The sequence below is a fragment of the Streptomyces sp. NPDC048211 genome (assembly GCF_043202315.1).
In the GTDB taxonomy this organism is placed as follows: domain Bacteria; phylum Actinomycetota; class Actinomycetes; order Streptomycetales; family Streptomycetaceae; genus Streptomyces.
Genome location: NZ_JBIDAD010000002.1, coordinates 1 through 19,754, shown reverse-complemented (window position 1 = coordinate 19,754; position 19,754 = coordinate 1). Strand labels below are relative to the sequence as shown.

Below are 19,754 nucleotides of genomic sequence, written 5' to 3'. Positions count from 1 at the left end.
GGCCCCTCCGCTCCGACACACCCGGCGCCGGTACGCGAAGGGGCCGCGCCCGTCATCAGCCCCGGACGACCTCCAGCGCCGCGTCGCCGACGACCACGACCTCGTACGGCCGGTCCGTGTCCGCCGTGACGCGGAGGGTGCCGCCCTCGCGGACCAGTTCGTACGTGGCGGCCGGGGCGCCCGTGAGGTCGGGCACCGTCACCGTACGGGTGAAGTCGCCCAGGCCCTCGGGGGCGTACACGCGCAGCTGGAGGTCCTGTGTCCAGTCGGCGTCGGGGCGCGAGGCGTCCGCGCCGAGCGGCAGGACCGCGCCGGGGCGGACCAGCAGCGGGAGGCTGTCGAAGCCGTGGGTGCCGTGGTGCCAGGCGGGGCCGCTGACCGTCTCGCCGGTCAGGAAGTGGGTCCAGGTGCCCTCGGGGACGTAGTACTCGACCTGCCCGTCCTCGCTGAAGACCGGCGCCACGAGGAGGTCGGAACCCAGCAGGTACTGGCGGTCCACCGTGCGGGTGGCCGGGTCGTCGGGGAACTCCAGCAGCATCGGGCGCATGGTGGGGACGCCGGTGCGGTGGGCCTCGACTGCGGCTCCGTACAGGTACGGCATGAGGCGGTGCTTGAGCTCGGTGAACTGCTTGGCGACCGCGACGGCCTCGTCGCCGAACTCCCACGGCACCCGGTAGGACGAGGAGCCGTGCAGACGGCTGTGCGAGGAGAGCAGGCCGAAGGCGAGCCAGCGCTTGAAGACCGCGGGGTCGGGCGTGCCCTCGAAGCCGCCGATGTCATGGCTCCAGAAGCCGAAGCCGGACAGGGACAGGGAGAGGCCGCCGCGCAGGGACTCGGCCATGGCGCCGAAGGAGGACCAGCAGTCGCCGCCCCAGTGGACGGGGAACTGCTGGCCGCCGGCGGTGGCGGAGCGGGCGAAGAGGACGGCCTCGCCCTGTCCGCGCTCCTTCTCCAGGAGTTCGAAGACGGCCTTGTTGTACAGGTGCGTGTAGTAGTTGTGCATCCGCTCCGGGTCGGAGCCGTCGTGCCAGACGACGTCGGTGGGGATGCGCTCGCCGAAGTCCGTCTTGAAGCCGTCGACGCCCTGGTCCAGCAGGGTCTTCAGCTTGGCCTGGAACCAGGCGGTGGCCTCGGGGTTGGTGAAGTCGACCAGCGCCATGCCGGCCTGCCACTTGTCCCACTGCCAGATGTCGCCCTCGGGGGTGAGGACGAAGTAGCCCTTCTCCGCGCCTTCCGCGTACAGGGCGCTCTTCTGCGCGATGTACGGGTTGATCCACACGCAGATCTTCAGACCCTTGTCCTTGAGCCGGGCGAGCATGCCGACCGGGTCGGGGAAGGTGTCCGGGTCCCATTCGAAGTCGCACCACTGGTACTCGCGCATCCAGAAGCAGTCGAAGTGGAAGACGGAGAGCGGGATTCCGCGCTCGGCCATCCCATCGACGAACGAGGTGACCGTCGCCTCGTCGTAGTTCGTGGTGAACGAGGTGGTCAGCCAGAGGCCGAACGACCAGGCCGGCGGCAGGGCCGGGCGGCCGGTGAGCGCGGTGTAGCGGGTGAGGACGTCCTTGGGCGTGGGCCCGGCGACGACGAAGTACTCCAGGACCTGGTCCTCGACGCTGAACTGCACCTGGCCGACGGCTTCGGAGCCGACCTCGAAGGAGACCTTGCCGGGGTGGTTGACGAAGACGCCGTAGCCGCGCGAGGAGAGGTAGAACGGGACGTTCTTGTAGGCCTGCTCGCTGCTGGTGCCGCCGTCGGCCTGCCACATGTCGACGACCTGGCCGTTCTTGACGTACGGGGTGAACCGCTCGCCGAGGCCGTGGATCGTCTCGCCGACGCCGAGGGCGAGCTGGGCGAGCATGTGGTGGCCGCCGTCCCGCACGGTGGCGAAGGCGGTCCCCTTGCGTCCGGCGGCGGTCAGCAGGCGGCCGTCCGCGTCCAGGAACTCCAGGCCGAAGTCGCCTTCGGTGGGCAGCCGGAGGGTGAGCGGGCCGCTGGTGAGCTCGGCGGTCGGGCCGTCGTCGCGCGTGGCGGCCGGGGCGTCCTCAGTGGCGCCGGGGAGGACGAAGTCGGGGCCGGGGCGGCGCTTGCCCGCGAGGTGGGTGACGCGGACGCCGATGACGCCTTCGGCGGGGGCGTACGCCTCCACCGTGATCAGGGGGGCGTTCAGGGTGTCACCGCGCCGCGTCACGCGCTTGACGGCGGCGTGGGCGGTGAGGCGGTCGGCGTCGAGGCGGAGGTCGCGGAGTTCGGTGGCGTACGAGGCGTTCACACCGTCTCGCATCTGCCAGAAGCCGTCGGTGAACTTCATGGGGGGGGTCTTCCTTGGCCGGTGGTACGGGGAGGTGTGCGGGGGTACGTCGTCAGGGATGCGTCGTCAGGAGTGCGGGGGCCGCCCGGTCGAGGACCGACGTCACCCGGTCCCAGGTGGCCGCGTCCCGGGGCACGGCGGGCAGTTCGCGGCCCTCGCCGGTGCCCCACCCGGCCGCCAGGGCCACCGGGTCGCGGCCGGTGGCGGCACCCGCGGCGAGGGCGGCCGCTCCGAGGGCGACGAGCTCCGCGGAGTCCGGGAGGATCACCGCACGGCCGGACAGCCGGCGCACGGTCTCCACCCACATCGTGCCCCGTGCTCCCCCGCCGATCAGGCGCAGCGGCGCGTCGGGCGCGTCGAGCGGCAGCTCGTCCAGGGCGCGCAGGACGGCGACGACGGCGCCCTCGTAGGCGGCGCCGAGGATCTGCTGCCGGGTCGTGTCGTGCCGCAGCCCGTGCAGGAGGCCGGAGGCGGCGGGGAGGTCAGGGGTGCGCTCGCCGTCCAGGAAGGGCAGCAGCACGGCTTCGCCGCCGGGTGCGGCGTCCTCGCGGTCCAGGCCGAGCAGCTCGGCGACCTTGTCCACGGCGAGGGTGCAGTTCAGGGTGCAGCCCAGCGGGAGGCGGGTGCCGTCGGTGGCGGCGAATCCCGCGAGGAGCGCGGAGTGCGGGCGGTTGCGCGTGGCGGCGAAGACAGTGCCCGAGGTGCCGAGGCTGACGACGGGGTGGTCGAGGAGCCCCTCGGCGCCCAGGCCGAGGCCGACTGCGGCGGCCATGTTGTCGCCGGTACCGGCGGCGACGGGGATGCCTGCGGGCAGGCCGAGCGCCTGAGCGGCCTCGGCGGTGAGGTGTCCGGCGCGGGTCGCCCCGGTGGCGGCGACCGGGGACAGCATGTCCGCGCGGATGCCGGTGAGGGCGAGCAGCTCGGGGTCGTAACCCTGGGTGGCGGGGTCGTACCAGCAGGTGCCGGACGCGTCGCCGGGGTCGGTGACGGCGGCGCCGGCCAGCCGTTCGGTGAGGAAGTCGTGCGGGAGGCGGACGGCGGCGGTCGCGGCGGCGGTGGCCGGTTCGTTCTCGCGGAGCCACATCCACTTGGCGGCGGTCATCGAGGCGACGGGGACCGAGCCGGTGCGGTCCAGCCAGGCCTCCCGGCCGAGTGCGGCGGTGAGGGCGGCGGCCTGGGGGGCGGAGCGGGTGTCGTTCCACAGCAGGGCGGGGCGCAGGGGCCTGCCGTCGGCGTCCAGGGTGACCAGTCCGTGCTGCTGGCCGGCCACGGCGATCCCGGTGACGGCGGCCGGGTCCAGGCCCGATTCGGCGAGGGCCGCGGCGACGGCCGTGCGCAGCGCCTGCCACCACTGTTCGGGGTCGCTCTCGCGGGCGCCGCCCTGACCGGTCACGGCGTGCGGGGCGCGGCCCACGGCAAGCAGGCGGCCGGTCGCGATGTCGACGACGGCGGCCTTCGTGGACTGCGTGGAGCTGTCCACGCCGATGACGGCCGATACCGGTGCGGTGGCCGGGTTTCTGGCTGGTCGCGACGGCATGTCGTACCTCGTTCCTGTGGGTCCCGATTTTGATCGTACACAAAACAAATAATTCTTCGAAGCGCTTCGACGCACACGGAAGCGGCCCGCACCCCGCCCCGCCTGGGCTGCAAGACCCCACAGAGGACTGCCATGTTGTCCCTATGTGACGCATGTGTCACAGAAGTGGTCTAGAAAGAAACGCCGAGATGCCGTATTAGTACTGCCAGCAAACAAATCGGTCGGACGGCAGAGCAGCCGCCCGGGCCATGTCGAAGAGGCAGCAGAATGTCGAATCGCTTCACCCCCACCCCCGCCGACCGGTTCACCTTCGGGCTCTGGACCGTCGGCTGGCGAGGCAACGACCCCTTCGGTGACGCCACCCGCCCCGCCCTGGACCCGGTCGAGTCCGTCGAGCGCCTCGCGGAACTCGGCGCGCACGGTGTGACGTTCCACGACGACGACCTGATTCCGTTCGGGTCCTCGGACAGCGAGCGCGCCGCGATCATCGCGCGCTTCAAGGGCGCCCTGGACCGCACCGGTCTCAAGGTCCCCATGGCCACCACCAACCTCTTCACGCACCCCGTGTTCAAGGACGGCGGCTTCACCTCCAACGACCGCGACGTCCGCCGCTTCGCGCTGCGCAAGGTCATCCGCAACATCGACCTCGCCGTCGAGCTGGGCGCCGAGACGTACGTCGCCTGGGGCGGCCGCGAGGGCGCCGAGTCCGGCGGGGCCAAGGACGTGCGGGTCGCGCTGGACCGGATGAAGGAAGCCTTCGACCTCCTCGGCGACTACGTCGTGGACCAGGGCTACGACCTCAGGTTCGCCATCGAGCCCAAGCCGAACGAGCCGCGCGGCGACATCCTGCTCCCCACCGTCGGCCACGCCCTCGCCTTCATCGAGCGCCTGGAGCGCCCGGAGATGTACGGCGTGAACCCCGAGGTCGGCCACGAGCAGATGGCCGGGCTGAACTTCGCGCACGGCATCGCGCAGGCCCTGTGGGCGGGCAAGCTCTACCACATCGACCTCAACGGCCAGTCCGGCATCAAGTACGACCAGGACCTCCGCTTCGGCGCCGGCGACCTGCGCCAGGCCTTCTGGCTCGTCGACCTGCTGGAGAGCTCGGACTACGCGGGCCCGCTGCACTTCGACTTCAAGCCGGTGCGCACCGACGGCATCGATGGTGTGTGGGAGTCCGCGAAGAACTGCATGCGCAACTACCTGATCCTCAAGGAGCGGGCGCTGGCGTTCCGCGCCGACCCGGCCGTCAAGGAGGCGCTGGCCGCCTCCCGTCTGGACGAACTGGCGCAGCCCACCGCCGCCGACGGCGTCAAGGCCCTGCTCGCGGACCGTTCCGCGTACGAGGACTTCGACGTGGACGGCGCCGCCCAGCGCTCGATGGCGTTCGAGGCGCTCGACCAGCTCGCCATGGAGCACCTGCTCGGCGTCGGCTGACGCACCCCGGGGTGCCCGGCGGACCGCCGCCGGGCACCCCGGACGACCTCACTCGCGCGCGGGCCCGCCGGACCCGCGCCGGGGCGGATGGATCCACCTCGTCGGGACACAGTGGTCCCCCCGGGCCGGCACCCCTCTCACGCAAGGGCACCATCGTGACAGCACCTTCTCCGGACGGCATGCGCCGGCCGCGCCGCCGTCCTCACCGGCGGGTCATCGTCCCGCTCACCGTCGTCTCCGCGCTGCTCGGCGGTGTCGTCTTGTCCGGCTGCGGGCAGCAGCGCGACCCGGACGTGTACACCGTCATGAACTCGTCGACCGACGAGTCCTACCACCGCTGGGACGCCCAGACGCTGGCCCGGTGCAGCAAGACGCTCGGCGTGAAGATCGAGCAGCAGAGCGTCCCGGCCTCCCAGGTGATGACGAAGGCCCTGCGGATGGCGTCCTCGAAGTCGCTGCCCGACGTGCTCCAGCTGGACGCCTCGGAAATGCCGACGTTCGCCGAGGCGGGCGGGCTGATCCCGCTGAAGGACCTCGGTCTGACGACGAAGGACATCCCGGAGGGGATCGTCAACTTCGGCTCGTACGAAGGGAAGTACTACGGGGCGGCGCGCACCGTGAACACCCTGGCGCTGTTCTACAACAAGGACACCCTCGACAAGGCCGGCCTGAAGGTACCCACCACCTGGGCCGAGATGCAGGACACCGCGAAGAAGCTCACCCAGGGCAAGCGGTACGGTCTGGCGCTCAGCGCGGGTGGTGCGGAGGACGGCGTCTTCCAGTTCGCCCCGTTCATGTGGTCCAACGGCGGCGACGAGACGAAGCTCGACAGCCCGCAGGTGGCCGGGGCGCTGGACTACTGGAAGGCCCTCCTCAAGGACGGCTCGCTGTCCAAGTCGACGGTCAACTGGACCCAGGCCGACGTGAACGACCAGTTCATGGCCGGCAACGCCGCCATGATGATCAACGGCCCGTGGCAGGTCGAGAGCCTCAACGCCAAGAAGGGGCTCAACTGGGGCATCGCCCAGATCCCCGTACCGAAGGCGGGTGACGACTCGGTGGGTCCGCTGGGCGGCGGAATCCTCACCGTGCCCAACACCGGTGACGAGGCGCGCGAGAAGATGTCCGCCCGGATCATCGGCTGCATGTCGGGCGAGCAGGAACAGATCACCTACGCGATCAACAGCTGGATGGTCCCGGCCAACGAGAAGGCCGCCGCCGTGTGGCGTACGAAGGCACCGGAGCTGGCCGCCCTCGCCGACCAGGTCGCCACGGCCCGTTCGCGCACCGCCAAGCTCGGCGCGCAGTGGTCGTCCGTGTCGCTGGCCCTGCAGAGCGCCTTCCAGTCCGCGCTCACCGGTGAGTCCAGCGAGGCCGCTCTGAAGCGTGCCCAGCAGCAGGTCACGAGCGGGAACTGAGGTAACGAACCATGTCATCCACCACAGCCTCGGCCGCCGCGCTGCCGGCCGACCCGAAGGCCCCCGCGGCCGGTGCGGTCAAGAAGCCGTTGAACCCGCGGAGTGCCAAGCGGCGCCGGACACTCGCCCAGTGGGGGTTCATCGCCCCCGCCGTGATCTTCATGGCGCTGTTCTTCGGCTACCCGCTCGTCCGCAACATCGTGATGAGCTTCCAGGACTACTCGCCGTCCACCTTCTTCACGGGCAAGGCCCCGTTCAACGGCTTCGACAACTGGAGCAACGTCTTCAACGACGGGCTGTTCGGCAAGGCCCTGTGGCAGACGATCCTCTTCACGGTCGGATCGCTCGTCGGCCAGTTCTGCATCGGCCTGGCCCTCGCCGTCTTCTTCACCCGGCGCTTCCCGCTGAACGGGATCCTGCGCTCGCTGATCCTGCTGCCGTGGCTGGTCCCCATGGTCGTCTCCGGCATCGTGTGGCGGCGCATCTTCGACCAGGACACCGGTGTCCTCAACTCCTTCCTGGGCACCGTCGGCCTCCCCGGCGACACGCCGTGGCTGACGAGCACCAGCATGGCGCTGTTCTCGGTGGTCCTGGTGAACATCTGGATCGGCATCCCGTTCAACATGGTGATCCTCTACGGCGGCCTCCAGGAGGTCCCCAAGGAGCTGAACGAGGCCGCCTCGCTGGACGGCGCGTCCGCCTGGCGTACGTTCCGCTCGGTCACCCTGCCCATGCTCAAGCCCGTCATCACCGTGGTGCTGGTGCTCGGCTTCATGTCGACGGTCAAGATCCTCGACCTGGTCCTCGCCCTCACCGACGGCGGGCCCGCCGACTCCACCCAGACGCTCGGCACGCTCACGTACCAGAACTCCTTCGTCCAGATGGACTTCGGAGCCGGTGCCGTGGTCGGCAACATCCTGATCCTGATCTCCGCCGTCTTCGCGGTGTTCTACCTGCGGGTCAACCGCAACGAGGGGAAGTGACCGGCATGGCGACCACCACCCAGATCCCCGCCGCCCCGGCTCCCGCCGCCGTCCACCGGCCGAAGCGCCGCTGGGGTGCGACCGTGTTCGGCATCGTCGTCCTCGCGGTGATGCTGTTCCCGCTGTACTGGATGATCAACACCGCGCTGCAGCCGGACGCGGGCCTGGTCGACGTCGGCCCGGTCCCGACCGGTGTGGACTTCTCCGGCTTCACCTCGGCCCTCAGCGACCAGGGCGGCAACCTGCTGACCTCGCTGGCCGTGGCCCTCGGCGCGGTGGCCATCTGCCTGGCGATCTCCGCACCGGCGGCCTACGGCCTGGCGCAGTTCAAGCTGCGCGGCAGCAAGACGATCGTCTTCGGCACGCTCATCACCCAGATGGTGCCGGGCATCGTCATCGCGAACGCCCTGTACAGCGCGTACGTGGACCTCGGCCTGGTCAACTCCTACTTCGGCCTGATGCTGGCGGACGCCTCGCTGGGCATCCCCTTCGCCATCGTGCTGATGCGCTCATTCATGGTGTCCATCCCCCGCGAGGTCATCGAGGCCGCCGAGGTCGACGGTGCCGGCCGCATCCGTACGTTCATCCAGGTCGTCCTGCCGATGAGCCGCAACTCGCTGATCACCGCCGGGCTGTTCTCGTTCCTCTACGCGTGGAGCGACTTCATGTTCGCGCTGACGCTGAACACCACGGACGACGTCAAGCCGATCACGCTGGGCATCTACCAGTACATCGGCGCGCACGTCGGTGACTGGGGTTCGGTCATGGCCGCTTCGGTACTCTCGGCCGTGCCCGCAGCGGTCCTGCTCGTCCTGTCCCAGAAGTACATCGCCGCCGGGATCACCGGCGGCTCGGTCAAGTAAGGGTTTCCATGAGTGACTTCCCGGTCTTCCCGCCCGGATTCGTCTTCGGCGCGGCCACGGCCTCGTACCAGATCGAGGGCGCCGTGGATGAAGACGGCCGCGGGCCGTCCATCTGGGACACCTACAGCCACACGCCCGGAAGGACGGACGGCGGTGACACGGGGGATGTGGCCTGCGACCACTACCACCGCTACCCCGAGGACGTGGCGCTGCTGCGCGACCTGGGTGTGGACTCGTACCGCTTCTCCATCGCCTGGTCCCGGATCCAGCCCACCGGCAGCGGTGCGGTCAACCCCAAGGGCCTGGACTTCTACTCCCGGCTCGTCGACGAGCTCCTCGAAGCGGGCATCGAGCCGGCCGCCACGCTCTACCACTGGGACCTGCCTCAGGCCCTGGAGGACAAGGGCGGCTGGCGGATACGCGAGACCGCCGAACGCTTCGGTGAGTACACGGCGATCATGGCGGAGCACCTGGGCGACCGGGTGCCGCGCTGGATCACGCTGAACGAGCCGTGGTGCAGCGCGTTCCTCGGCTACTCGGTCGGCCGGCACGCGCCGGGCGCGAAGGAGGGCCGCGGTGCCCTGGCCGCCGCGCACCACCTGCTCGTCGGCCACGGCCACGCGATGACCGCGCTCCGCGCGGCGGGCGTCCGCGAGGCGGGCATCACGCTCAACCTGGACCGCAACGTCCCGGCCACCGAGTCGGACGCCGATCTCGCCGCCGTCGTCCGCGCGGACACCCAGCACAACCTGGTGTGGACCGAGCCGATCCTGGCGGGCCGCTACCCGGCCACCGAGGAGGAGACCTGGGGCGAGCTGATCACCGCCCAGGACTTCCGGCGCGAGGGCGACCTGGAGCTGATCTCCCAGCCGATGGACTTCCTGGGCATCAACTACTACCGCCCCATCGTGGTCGCCGCCGCCCCGCACCGTGAGGCCGACCCGGCCCTGCGCGTCGCCACCGACAACCGGTACAGCGAGGGCGAGTACCGGGGCGTCCGCAAGACGGCGATGAACTGGCCGGTCGTGCCCGAGTCCTTCACCGACCTGCTGACCGCGCTGAAGCAGACGTACGGCGACGCGCTGCCGCCGGTGCACATCACGGAGAACGGCTCGGCCGAGTTCGACACCGTGGACGCGGACGGCTCGGTGCGCGACGCGGACCGCGTCACCTATCTGCAGACCCATCTCACCGCCCTGCGGGCGGCGATGGACGCGGGTGTGGACGTGCGCGGGTACTACGTCTGGTCCCTGCTGGACAACTTCGAGTGGGCGCTGGGGTACGCGAAGCGGTTCGGGATCATCCGGGTCGACTACGACACCCTGGAGCGCACGCCGAAGGACAGCTACCGCTGGTACCAGGAGCTGATCGCGGCGCACCGGAAGTAGCCGGATACGCCCCTCGGCCGCCCCCGTTCGCCGGCCCGCGAACGGGGGCGGTCCGCTGCGCGGAACAGGCCGACCGACGCGCCACGCATGCCGCCGGACGACGGCCCGGGACCGTCTTCTCCGCGAAACAGCCCGATCAACGCGCCGCGTACACCCCCGGACGACGGACCGGGACCGTCTTCTCCGCGAAACAGCCCGATCAGCGCGCCGCGTACACCCCCGGACCACGAACCGGGACCGTCTTCTCCGCGAAACAGCCCGATCAACGCGCCGCGTACGCCGCCGGATCCGCCAGGACCCCGCGCACCACATGGGCCGCCGCGCCCCGTGCCGCGTCGCCGGAGAGCGAGGAGGCACGCAGTCCGCTGCCGTCGGTCCGCCACCGGCCCGAGACCACGCGGTCCGCGAGCTGCGCCTCGGCCGCCGTCGCGAGCCACGGCATCAGGTCGCGGTAGATGCCGCCCAGGACGACGCTGTCCAGGTCGAAGAGGTTGACCGCCCCGGCCAGCACCACGCCCATCCGGTCACCGGCCGCCCGCAGCACCTCCCGCGTCTGCGGATCGCCCTCCCGCGCCCGCTTCTCCAGCTCGCCGAGCCCGCGCACACCCGCCGCCGGGTCGATGCCCGCGGCCCGCAGCAGCGCCGCCTGACCGGCGTACTGTTCCAGGCAGCCCCGCGCCCCGCACCCGCACAGCGGTCCCTCCGGGTCGACCACCACGTGCCCGACCTCCCCCGCGAAGCCGTGGGCTCCGCGCAGCAGTTCGCCGTGGAGCACCAGAGCGCCGCCGACGCCGATCTCGCCGGTGAGGTAGAGGAAACAGCCGGCGTCACCGAGGCCGCCGAACCACAGCTCGGCCAGCGCCGCCAGATTGGCCTCGTTGTCGGAGCTGACCGCCAGCGCCCGGCCCGCCGGCCGCAGTGTGCTGAGCGCCTGGCCGAAGATGCCTTCGGCCGCGACGCGGTACCAGCCCAGGTTGGGCGCCTGGCGGACCATGCCGCCGGAGACGAGTCCGGGCAGGGCCAGCTCGACGCCGACGGCCCGCAGCCCCTGCTCCCCCGTCGAGGTGATGACCCGGTTGGTGAGCCGGGCCGCGTGGGCGAGGACCTCGGCCGGCGGGGTGTCGCGGTTGTCGATGTGCTCGGTGACGCGGACCCGGTCGGTGCCGGTGAGCCCGACCGCGCACACCGACACGTAGTCGATGTTGATCTCGACACCGAGCCCGGCCGGGCCGGTGTCCGACACCTTCAGCACGGTGCCGGGACGTCCGGCGCTTCCGCTGAAGGTCTTGCCGGACTCGGTCAGGTGGTCGAGCGCCAGCAGTTCCTCGACGAGCGAGGAGACCGCGGCCCGGGTCAGCCCGACGCGGGCCGCCACCCGGGCGCGGGTCACCTCCCCCTCCTCCAGGACGGCACGCAGGACGAGGCCGAGGTTGTTGCGGCGCACGGACTCGGTACCGGCCTTGGCGCCGGGCGAGGTGGGATGGATGGTCATCAGGTCTTCGAGCGTAGGGCCTCGCGCGCCGGATCCCGCACGCGACCCCGCGGACGACCTGCGGTTTCGTGCCGCGGCCGGCGAGCGGCAGTGGACCGTCCCGAAGGATCACACGCCCGAAACATCACCGCAGCCCGCCCGACAAGTCGCCTTGTTACGTTCGGTGTACGCGGCCGCCGTTGCCCGCTCCACCCACCCCCCGGACCCTTTGGTCCGACCGGTGAACGAGGAGGTCTGCGGTGCACGTTCCCGAATTCCGGGCCGACAGCTCAGGATCGCGGCGCCACCCACCCGCCCGGCTCGCCCACGTGGCCCGGTCGCGGGCGCACGCGCCCGCCTGGCTCACCCACGTACTGCGGCTGCGCCGGGCGCCCGTGCCCCGTACGGCCATGGTGCGCGGCGCTCTCGGCGCGGGCCCGCTGCTCGGGGCCGGTATCGCCGTCGGGCAGTCGGGGGCGGGCGTCCTCGCCGCGCTCGGGGCGATGCTCGCCGGGGTCAACGACCGTCCGGGAACGCGCCGCAAGGGGCTCGTCCACATCGGGCTGCCTGCCGCGGCGGGATCGCTCGGGCTGCTCGTCGGCGCCCTGGTCGCGGACGTGACGGGGCGGTGGTCGGCGGTCCCCGTGCTCTTCCTGGTGGGCTGGGTGTCCGGCGCGCTCAGCGCCAGGGGCGGTGTGTGGTCGGCGGCCGCCCTCCAGATGCTGGTCGCCACGACGATCGGCATGGGAATGCCGCTGGCCGGACCCGCGTGGCTGAAGGCGCTGTGCTTCCTCTCCGGTGCGGTCTGGCTGGTCGTCCTGCGGCTGCTGCTGCGCGCCCCGCGATCACCGGGATCGCCCCGGTGGAGCGGTGAACGCGAGGCCGTCGCCGCCGTGTTCGACGCGCTCGCCGACGCGCTGGGCGCGCTCGGCGGGCCGGGGGCACCGTCCGCCCGGCGCGCGCTGGTCGCCGCGCAGCAGCAGGCCGACGAGGCGCTGCGGCTGATGCGGCTGATGCCGTGGCCGCGCCGGTCCGGCGGAGCCGAGGGCGCCCTCACCGAGCGTTTCGGCTCGGCCGTCGCGCTCTGCGAAGCGAGCATCGCGCTGCTGTGGGAGGGGCGGCCCGTACCGGACACCGTGGCCGAGGGCCCCCGGCGGCTGGCCGCGGCGGTCCGTTCCGGCGGACCCGCGGGTACGCTGCCGAGCCCGCGGCCGGACACCGTCGAACGGCTCGCCTTCGACCGGGCGGTCCTGGAGGCCGCGGTGGTCTTCGACCGGACGACGGCCGGTGCGTCTGCCCCGCGGAGCCCCGAGCGCCCCCGGACGACCGGTACCGTCCCCGGGTTCCGCCCAGGCCTGTTCACGCCCGCAGGACGCGAGTACGGGCTGCGGGTGGCACTCTGCGTCTCGGTCACGGCGGCCGTCGCGCTGCTGCTGCACGAGGACCACTGGTACTGGCTGCCCGCCACCGCCGCGTTCCTGGTGAAGCCCGACATGGGCCCGCTGTTCTCGCGGGTGGTGAACCGGTTCGCCGGGACCGTCGCCGGGGTCCTCGTCTTCGTCGCGCTCATGGCGGCGCTCGGCGGACTCGGCCCGCCGCTCGTCGTGGCGGCGGTCGTCGTGGCCGGGGCCCTGGTGCCGCTGTCCACCCGCCACTTCGCGTTCCAGACCGCGGTGATCACCGTGCTGGTGCTGTCGTTCGTGCACGCCGCGGGTGACACCGAGGCGGCGGCGTCCCGGCTGCTGGAGACGTTCCTGGCCTGCGTCATCGTGCTGCTCGTCGGCCATCTGCCGCTGGTGGCCGACCCCCGGGTACGGGCCGGTCACCGGTTCGCCGTCACACTGCGCTGCACGGAACGCTATCTGCGCCATGTGCTGGACGCCCCGGACCCGGCCGGGGACCGGCAACGGGGCGACGAGCGGGGCCTGGCGCTGCGCGGCGCCGTCTACCGGGCGCTCGCCGAGGCACGGGCCGCGGCGGAGACCGTCGCGGTCGAGCTGCCCGGCCCGTTCGGCGGGCGGCGCCACGACTGGTCGGCGGTGGCGGTCGCCGCCGAGCTGGTCGTCGACGCGGCGACCGCGTGCGCGCTGCGGGTGGAGAACGGGGTGCCGCGGCCCCCTGCGGGCGAGGTGGTGCGCGTGACGACGGCGCTGTCCGTGCTGGCGGACGCCCTGGAGGACGGTCACCGCACCGTGCGTCCGGCGCCCGGCCCGGGGCCGCGGGACTGCCGGTCGCTGCGCGACGTGATGACGCAGCTGCACGGCATTCACCGGCTCACCACCGCCGGCCACGCCGAACCGGCGAGGGCGGGTTCCCTCGCCCGGCCCTGATCCGGGCCTCCCGTCCGGATGACGCAAGAGTCCGGACGACGCGAGAGGGCCGCACCCCCGTCGCCGGGGATGCGGCCCTCTCGCCGTACTGCCGCTGATCCCTACTTGCGGATCAGGCTGCGGAGCACGTACTGCAGGATGCCGCCGTTGCGGTAGTAGTCCGCCTCACCGGGGGTGTCGATGCGGACGACGCCGTCGAACTCCACACCGGTGTCGGTGGTGACCTTGACGGTGCGCGGGGTGGTGCCGTCGTTCAGCTCGGTCACGCCGGTGAAGGAGAAGGTCTCCTCGCCGGTCAGGCCCAGGCTCTCGGCGGTGTGGCCCTCCGGGAACTGGAGCGGGAGGACGCCCATGCCGATGAGGTTCGAGCGGTGGATGCGCTCGTAGGACTCGGCGATGACGGCCTTGACACCGAGGAGCGCGGTGCCCTTGGCCGCCCAGTCGCGGGACGAGCCGGAGCCGTACTCCTTGCCCGCCAGGATGACGAGCGGGGTGCCCGCGGCCTGGTAGTTCTGGGAAGCGTCGTAGATGAACGACACCGGCGCGTCAGCCTGGGTGAAGTCGCGGGTGAAGCCGCCCTCGGTGCCCGGCGCGATCTGGTTGCGCAGGCGGATGTTGGCGAACGTGCCGCGGATCATGACCTCGTGGTTACCGCGGCGCGAGCCGTAGGAGTTGAAGTCACGGCGCTCGATGCCGTGCTCCGTGAGGTACTTGCCGGCCGGGGTGTCGGCCTTGATCGCACCGGCCGGGGAGATGTGGTCGGTGGTGACCGAGTCGCCCAGCTTGGCGAGGACGCGGGCACCCGTGATGTCGGAGACCGGGGTGGTCTCCATCGTCATGCCCTCGAAGTAAGGGGGCTTACGGACGTACGTCGACTCGGCGTCCCACTCGAAGGTGTTGCCGGTCGGGATCGGGAGCGCCTGCCACTGGGCGTCGCCCGCGAAGACGTCCTCGTAGGACTTGTTGAACATGTCCTCGCCGATGGAGTTGGCGACGACGTCGTTCACCTCGGCCTCGGTGGGCCAGATGTCCGCCAGGTGGACGGGCTTGCCGTCCTGGTCGACGCCGAGGGCGTCCTTGGTGATGTCGACCTTCATCGAACCGGCGATGGCGTACGCGACGACCAGCGGCGGGGACGCCAGGTAGTTCATCTTGACGTCGGGGTTGATCCGGCCCTCGAAGTTACGGTTGCCGGAGAGCACCGAGGTCACGGCCAGGTCGTGGTCGTTGACCGCCTTGGAGACCTCTTCCGGCAGCGGGCCGGAGTTGCCGATGCAGGTGGTGCAGCCGTAGCCGACGAGGTTGAAGCCGACCTTGTCGAGGTACGGGGTCAGGCCCGCCTTGTCGAAGTAGTCGGTGACGACCTTCGAGCCCGGGGCGAGGGTGGTCTTGACCCACGGCTTGCGGGTCAGGCCCTTCTCGACGGCCTTCTTCGCCACGAGCGCCGCGGCGACCATGACGTACGGGTTCGAGGTGTTGGTGCAGGACGTGATCGCGGCGACGGTGACGGCGCCGTGGTCCAGCTCGTACGTGGTGCCGTCGGGGGCGGTCACGGTGACCGGGTTCGACGGGACGCCGTTGTGGGCGGCCGGCGAGTCGGAGGCCGGGAAGGACTCCTTGCCCGCCTCCTCGTCGTCCGAGACGTAGTTGCGCACGTCCTGGGCGAACTGCGCCTTGGCGTTCGCGAGGACGATGCGGTCCTGCGGGCGCTTCGGGCCGGCGATGGAGGGGACGACCGTGGAGAGGTCGAGCTCCAGCTTCTCGGAGAAGTCGGGCTCGGCGGCCGGGTCGAGCCAGAGGCCCTGCTCCTTGGCGTACGCCTCGACGAGCGCGACCTGCTGGGCGTCACGGCCGGTCAGGCGCAGGTACTTCAGCGTCTCGTCGTCGATCGGGAAGATCGCGGCGGTGGAGCCGAACTCCGGCGACATGTTGCCGATGGTGGCGCGGTTCGCGAGGGAGGTGGCGGCGACGCCCTCACCGTAGAACTCGACGAACTTGCCGACGACGCCGTGCTTGCGGAGCATCTCGGTGATGGTCAGCACGAGGTCGGTGGCGGTGGTGCCGGCCGGGAGCTCGCCGGTCAGCTTGAAGCCGACGACGCGCGGGATGAGCATGGAGACCGGCTGGCCGAGCATCGCGGCCTCGGCCTCGATGCCGCCGACGCCCCAGCCCAGCACACCGAGGCCGTTGACCATGGTGGTGTGCGAGTCGGTGCCGACGAGGGTGTCGGGGTACGCCTGGCCGTTACGGACCATGACCGTACGGGCCAGGTGCTCGATGTTCACCTGGTGGACGATGCCGGTGCCCGGCGGGACGACCTTGAACTCGTCGAAGGCGGTCTGGCCCCAGCGCAGGAACTGGTAGCGCTCCTTGTTGCGGCCGTACTCCAGCTCGACGTTCTGCGCGAACGCGTCGTTGGTGCCGAACTTGTCGGCGATCACGGAGTGGTCGATGACCAGCTCGGCGGGGGCGAGGGGGTTGATCTTCGTCGCGTCACCGCCGAGCTCCTTGACGGCCTCACGCATGGTGGCGAGGTCGACGACACAGGGCACACCGGTGAAGTCCTGCATGATCACGCGGGCCGGCGTGAACTGGATCTCCTGGCTGGGCTGGGCCTGGGAGTCCCAGCCGCCGAGCGCCCGGATGTGGTCGGCGGTGATGTTCGCGCCGTCCTCCGTGCGGAGCAGGTTCTCCAGCAGCACCTTCAGGCTGTAAGGGAGGCGCGCGGAGCCCTCGACCTTGTCCAGCTTGAAGATCTCGTACGACTCGTCGCCCACGCGCAGCGTGCTGCGGGCGTCGAAGCTGTTCGCCGACACGACAGTCTCCTTCATCAATGTGCGCGTAACTCCGCGCCGCGCCTCACTTCGGCGGGCGCCGCGTGGTGCCGCCTTCGGCCACCCGACCATCCGCTAAGGTAAGGCTTAGTTAGGTAGCCCTTACTGCGCGGCGGCCCGCTGTGCGCCTTCGGCATATATCTCGATGTCGAGATAACTCTAGTACATGACCGGGGAAGGGTCATGTCAGGGCATGCCTGAGCGCTCTCATCCCATCGGGTGGTCCGGCCTCCCTCACCGGCGGACCCCAGGTCGTGCGGGGTGGAGCACCCGGGCACCGAGCGGCCGGAGTGGCCGGGGCGGCCTGCGCCCGCTTCGGGATTCACACGCCGCGGCTCCCCTCCGTGGCCATGGCTGTCGGCGCGGCTCGCTCCGGCGGACCGAAGCCACTCAGCGCAGTACGGCCGCCACCAGGTCGGTCCCCAGCGCCGTCAGATCGGACAGATTGGCGGTGTAACGGACGTAGCGGCCCTGCCGCCGGGACGTGAGCAGTCCGGCCCGGCGCAGGACGGCCAGGTGGCGGGAGACCTCCGGGGAGGAGAGTTCCCAGGCATGGGCCAGCTCGCCCGTGGTGTGCGGGCCGCGGGCCAGGGTGCGCAGCAGCCGCAGCCGCACCGGATGCGCGAGGGCCTCCAGCCGCAGCGTGACCGTCTCCAGCGACACCGGCTCCGCCGGACCCGCCTCGGCCACGGGGTACTGCACCACCGGCTGCCACCCGGGCGCGTGGACCACCAGCAGGTGCGGGCGGCCGAAGACGGTGGGGATGAAGGTGACCCCGGTGCCGCGGGCGGTGGTCGCGTTGTCCTGCAGCTTGTCCACGATGATGCAGTCGCCATCGGGCGCCAGGGTCACGGCGCCGGAGACCGACGCGAGTGCCGCCCCCGTGCCGTGGCGCTTCAGCAGGTCGTTCTTCAGCCGCAGGTCGGTGGCGAGCCGGACGGCGACGTCCGACCAGGCGGCGTCGAAGAAGGCGTCGGCGCACTGTTCGAGGGTGTGCCGCACGCGTGCCCGCACGACGGCCGGGTCCGCGAGCAGCCGTTGCGCGAAGGCCTCCTGCAGGGGGCCCCGGGCCTGGGCCAGGTCCATGGCCCGCTCGCGCGCCGTCGCGTCGGCGAGCGGTGACGGCGCGCCGAAGTGGACCCGGTTGCTGCCGCACGTGGTGACGAGCGCCGCGGTCACGTACGTTTCGTCGTCGATCCGGTCCACGTCGTCCAACTCCTCGGCGAGGGTCGGCCGGGGACGGGCGGGCACCAGGAAATCGGCTCGTGAGGAACGCCAGAGGAACTCCGCCTCCCCGATCCGCTCGGCCTGCTCGGGCCGCAGCCCGGCCCGGACGTCCGCGGCCCAGTCGGCGAACTGCGGGTGATGCGCGGGTTCGGCCAGCACGTGCAGCATCGCCGTCAGTTCGGCCAGTGGGGAGGCGGCGAACCGCAGTCGCGCGGACGGCAGGCCGCCGATGTCGATCCTCAGCGTCATCCCCTCATCATCGTCGGCCGGATGTCCGGCGACCGCGTCGATTGACGGTGTCCGTCAACCGGCGGGGGCGGCCCGGCGGCCGAACGCACCGTTGACGCCATGGCAACCACCAACAGGATCCGGCCGCGCGCCCTCGTCCGCGCCTCCGGCGGCCCCCGCTATGCCGTCGCTCTGGCCGTCGACGCGCTCGGCACCGGCATGCTCCGGCCCTTTCTGCTCCTCTACGGGGTGACGGTGCTGAGGCTGTCCGCGCCCGCCACCGGCGTCGCCATGACAGCCGGCGTCGTCGTGGGCCTGGTGTGCATGCCCGCTGTCGGCCGCTGGCTGGACCGGGGCGCGCGGAGCACGGTCGTGGCAGCGTCGATGCTCGTGCGGGTGCTGGGTGTGGCACTGCTGCTGGCCACCCCGGCAGGACATGTGTGGCTGTTCGCGACGGCGGCGCTCTTCCTCGGCATCGGCAACCAGGCGTGGCCGGCCGCCCATGCGGCTCTCGTGGCCACGGTCGCCCACGGCCGGGAACGCGACGCCGCTCTTGCGGGAGGCCGCGCCCTGCGCAACGCCGGCCTGGGCGTGGGCGCGCTTCTCGCCACCGCGTGCCTGGCGGGCGGCACCACCGCGTTGCAGGCGCTGGCGGCCGTCACCGGGCTCGCCTATCTCGCTGCCGCGGCCCTGGCGTGGTCGGTTCACCTGCACGCGCGTCCGGCCGCCGCCCCGGCAGCGGAGGCGGCCGGGGAACCCGCACCCCGGATGCGCATGCTGCTGGCCGCCAACGTGGTCTACGTCTTCTGCCTGAACGTCCCCGAAATCGCGCTGCCTCTGGTCCTGGTGACACAGTTGCACGCATCCCCGGTGTGGCCGGCAGCCGTCTTCGTCGCGAACACGGTGCTGGTGGTCACCTTGCAGGTTCCCGTCACCCTCCTGATGTCCCGCTTCTCCCGGCGGGCCGTACTGGTGGCCGCCGGCGTCGTACTCGCCGCGTCGTACCTCGGCTTCCTCGCGGCCACCTCACCGGGACACGGCTGGAGTGCCCCGGCCGTCGCCGCGGTGTCCGTGGTCTGCACCATCGGCGAGATCATCTACGCCGGCAGCGCCACCGCGCTCGTCACCGCCCTCGCTCCGCCCCATGTCCTGGGACGCGCCCTCGCCCGCTTCCAGCTCTCCACGGGCTTCGGCCTCGCCGTCTCCCCGGCGGTCATCACCGCTCTCGCCCCCCACGGCTCGGCTGCCCTCTGGGGCGGCCTCGCCGGCGCGACGCTCCTGTCCGCCTCCGCCGTTGCCACCGAGGAGGGGCAGGGGAAGCGGGGGCAGGGGAAGCGGGGGCAGGGAAAGCGTGAGGGCGCCGGGCGCGAGCAGGTCCCCGAGATCGGCGACAGGTCCGCGAACACGTCTGCCGGGCCGTCCGCCAAATCCGGTGCCCTGCACCAGGGGCAGCCGTCCCGCAGCCCGGTTCCGGGGCACTGAAACCGTCGTGAAACCACGGTGAATGCGCCCTGCCGCAACCTTCTCGGCATGACGACAACCACTTCGCACTCCCCCGCCATCGCGGCCAAGGGACTACGCAAGGCCTACGGGGACAAGACGGTCCTCGACGGGATCGACCTCGCGGTTCCGGCCGGGAGTGTGTTCGCTCTGCTCGGCCCGAACGGCGCGGGCAAGACCACCGCCGTGAAGATCCTCTCCACCCTCATCACCGCCGACGCCGGCGA

13 protein-coding genes are annotated in these 19,754 nt (G+C 71.6%); 8 read left to right on the top strand and 5 right to left on the bottom strand.

What is annotated here, in order from left to right; genetic code table 11:
• Window positions 1–55: 55 nt before the first annotated feature.
• Window positions 56–2,311, bottom strand: a complete 2,256-nt coding sequence (gene yicI / locus ACGFZA_RS06795) for an alpha-xylosidase (RefSeq protein ID WP_393677714.1) — start codon at window positions 2,309–2,311, stop codon at window positions 56–58.
• Between the two features lie 52 nt (window positions 2,312–2,363).
• Window positions 2,364–3,848: a xylulokinase gene (gene xylB, locus ACGFZA_RS06790; RefSeq protein WP_385287002.1), complete on the bottom strand. Its 1,485-nt coding sequence runs from the start codon at window positions 3,846–3,848 to the stop codon at window positions 2,364–2,366.
• 267 nt (window positions 3,849–4,115) lie between these two features.
• Here xylB and xylA point away from each other — a divergent pair, with 267 nt between their 5' ends.
• The 5 genes from xylA to ACGFZA_RS06765 all read left to right on the top strand — a co-directional run bounded on the left by xylA (window position 4,116) and on the right by ACGFZA_RS06765 (window position 9,937).
• Window positions 4,116–5,285, top strand: a complete 1,170-nt coding sequence (xylA, locus tag ACGFZA_RS06785; RefSeq protein ID WP_393677712.1) for a xylose isomerase — start codon at window positions 4,116–4,118, stop codon at window positions 5,283–5,285.
• Window positions 5,286–5,464: 179 nt separating this feature from the next.
• Window positions 5,465–6,703: an ABC transporter substrate-binding protein gene (locus ACGFZA_RS06780; protein ID WP_393678875.1), complete on the top strand. Its 1,239-nt coding sequence runs from the start codon at window positions 5,465–5,467 to the stop codon at window positions 6,701–6,703.
• Between the two features lie 11 nt (window positions 6,704–6,714).
• A complete protein-coding gene (locus ACGFZA_RS06775) occupies window positions 6,715–7,686 on the top strand; it encodes a carbohydrate ABC transporter permease (protein ID WP_385287006.1) in 972 nt (323 codons plus the stop codon).
• 5 nt (window positions 7,687–7,691) lie between these two features.
• Complete coding sequence (locus tag ACGFZA_RS06770; RefSeq protein ID WP_385287008.1) at window positions 7,692–8,549, top strand: carbohydrate ABC transporter permease; 858 nt, start codon at window positions 7,692–7,694, stop codon at window positions 8,547–8,549.
• Window positions 8,550–8,557: 8 nt separating this feature from the next.
• Entirely contained in the window at window positions 8,558–9,937 is a 1,380-nt protein-coding gene (locus tag ACGFZA_RS06765) for a GH1 family beta-glucosidase (RefSeq protein WP_393677708.1), read from the top strand.
• Window positions 9,938–10,199: 262 nt separating this feature from the next.
• On the opposite strand, the gene ACGFZA_RS06760 is transcribed toward ACGFZA_RS06765, so the two are convergent.
• Window positions 10,200–11,429, bottom strand: a complete 1,230-nt coding sequence (locus ACGFZA_RS06760; RefSeq protein WP_385287012.1) for an ROK family protein — start codon at window positions 11,427–11,429, stop codon at window positions 10,200–10,202.
• A 239-nt stretch (window positions 11,430–11,668) separates the two neighbouring features.
• On the opposite strand from ACGFZA_RS06760, the gene ACGFZA_RS06755 reads away from it, so the two are divergent.
• Window positions 11,669–13,738, top strand: coding sequence for an FUSC family protein (locus ACGFZA_RS06755; protein WP_393677706.1), 2,070 nt, complete (start codon window positions 11,669–11,671; stop codon window positions 13,736–13,738).
• Between the two features lie 101 nt (window positions 13,739–13,839).
• On the opposite strand, the gene acnA is transcribed toward ACGFZA_RS06755, so the two are convergent.
• Window positions 13,840–16,554 carry an aconitate hydratase AcnA gene (acnA, locus tag ACGFZA_RS06750; RefSeq protein ID WP_393677704.1) on the bottom strand — a complete coding sequence of 905 codons (2,715 nt, stop codon included), beginning with the start codon at window positions 16,552–16,554 and terminating at the stop codon, window positions 13,840–13,842.
• Window positions 16,555–16,962: 408 nt separating this feature from the next.
• Window positions 16,963–18,048, bottom strand: coding sequence for a DUF5937 family protein (locus ACGFZA_RS06745; protein WP_393677702.1), 1,086 nt, complete (start codon window positions 18,046–18,048; stop codon window positions 16,963–16,965).
• 99 nt (window positions 18,049–18,147) lie between these two features.
• Here ACGFZA_RS06745 and ACGFZA_RS06740 point away from each other — a divergent pair, with 99 nt between their 5' ends.
• Both ACGFZA_RS06740 and ACGFZA_RS06735 read left to right on the top strand, forming a co-directional pair.
• Window positions 18,148–19,509, top strand: coding sequence for an MFS transporter (locus tag ACGFZA_RS06740; protein WP_393677700.1), 1,362 nt, complete (start codon window positions 18,148–18,150; stop codon window positions 19,507–19,509).
• 48 nt (window positions 19,510–19,557) lie between these two features.
• Window positions 19,558–19,754: ATP-binding cassette domain-containing protein (locus ACGFZA_RS06735; RefSeq protein ID WP_393677698.1), on the top strand; the 197-nt coding region annotated here is incomplete at its 3' end.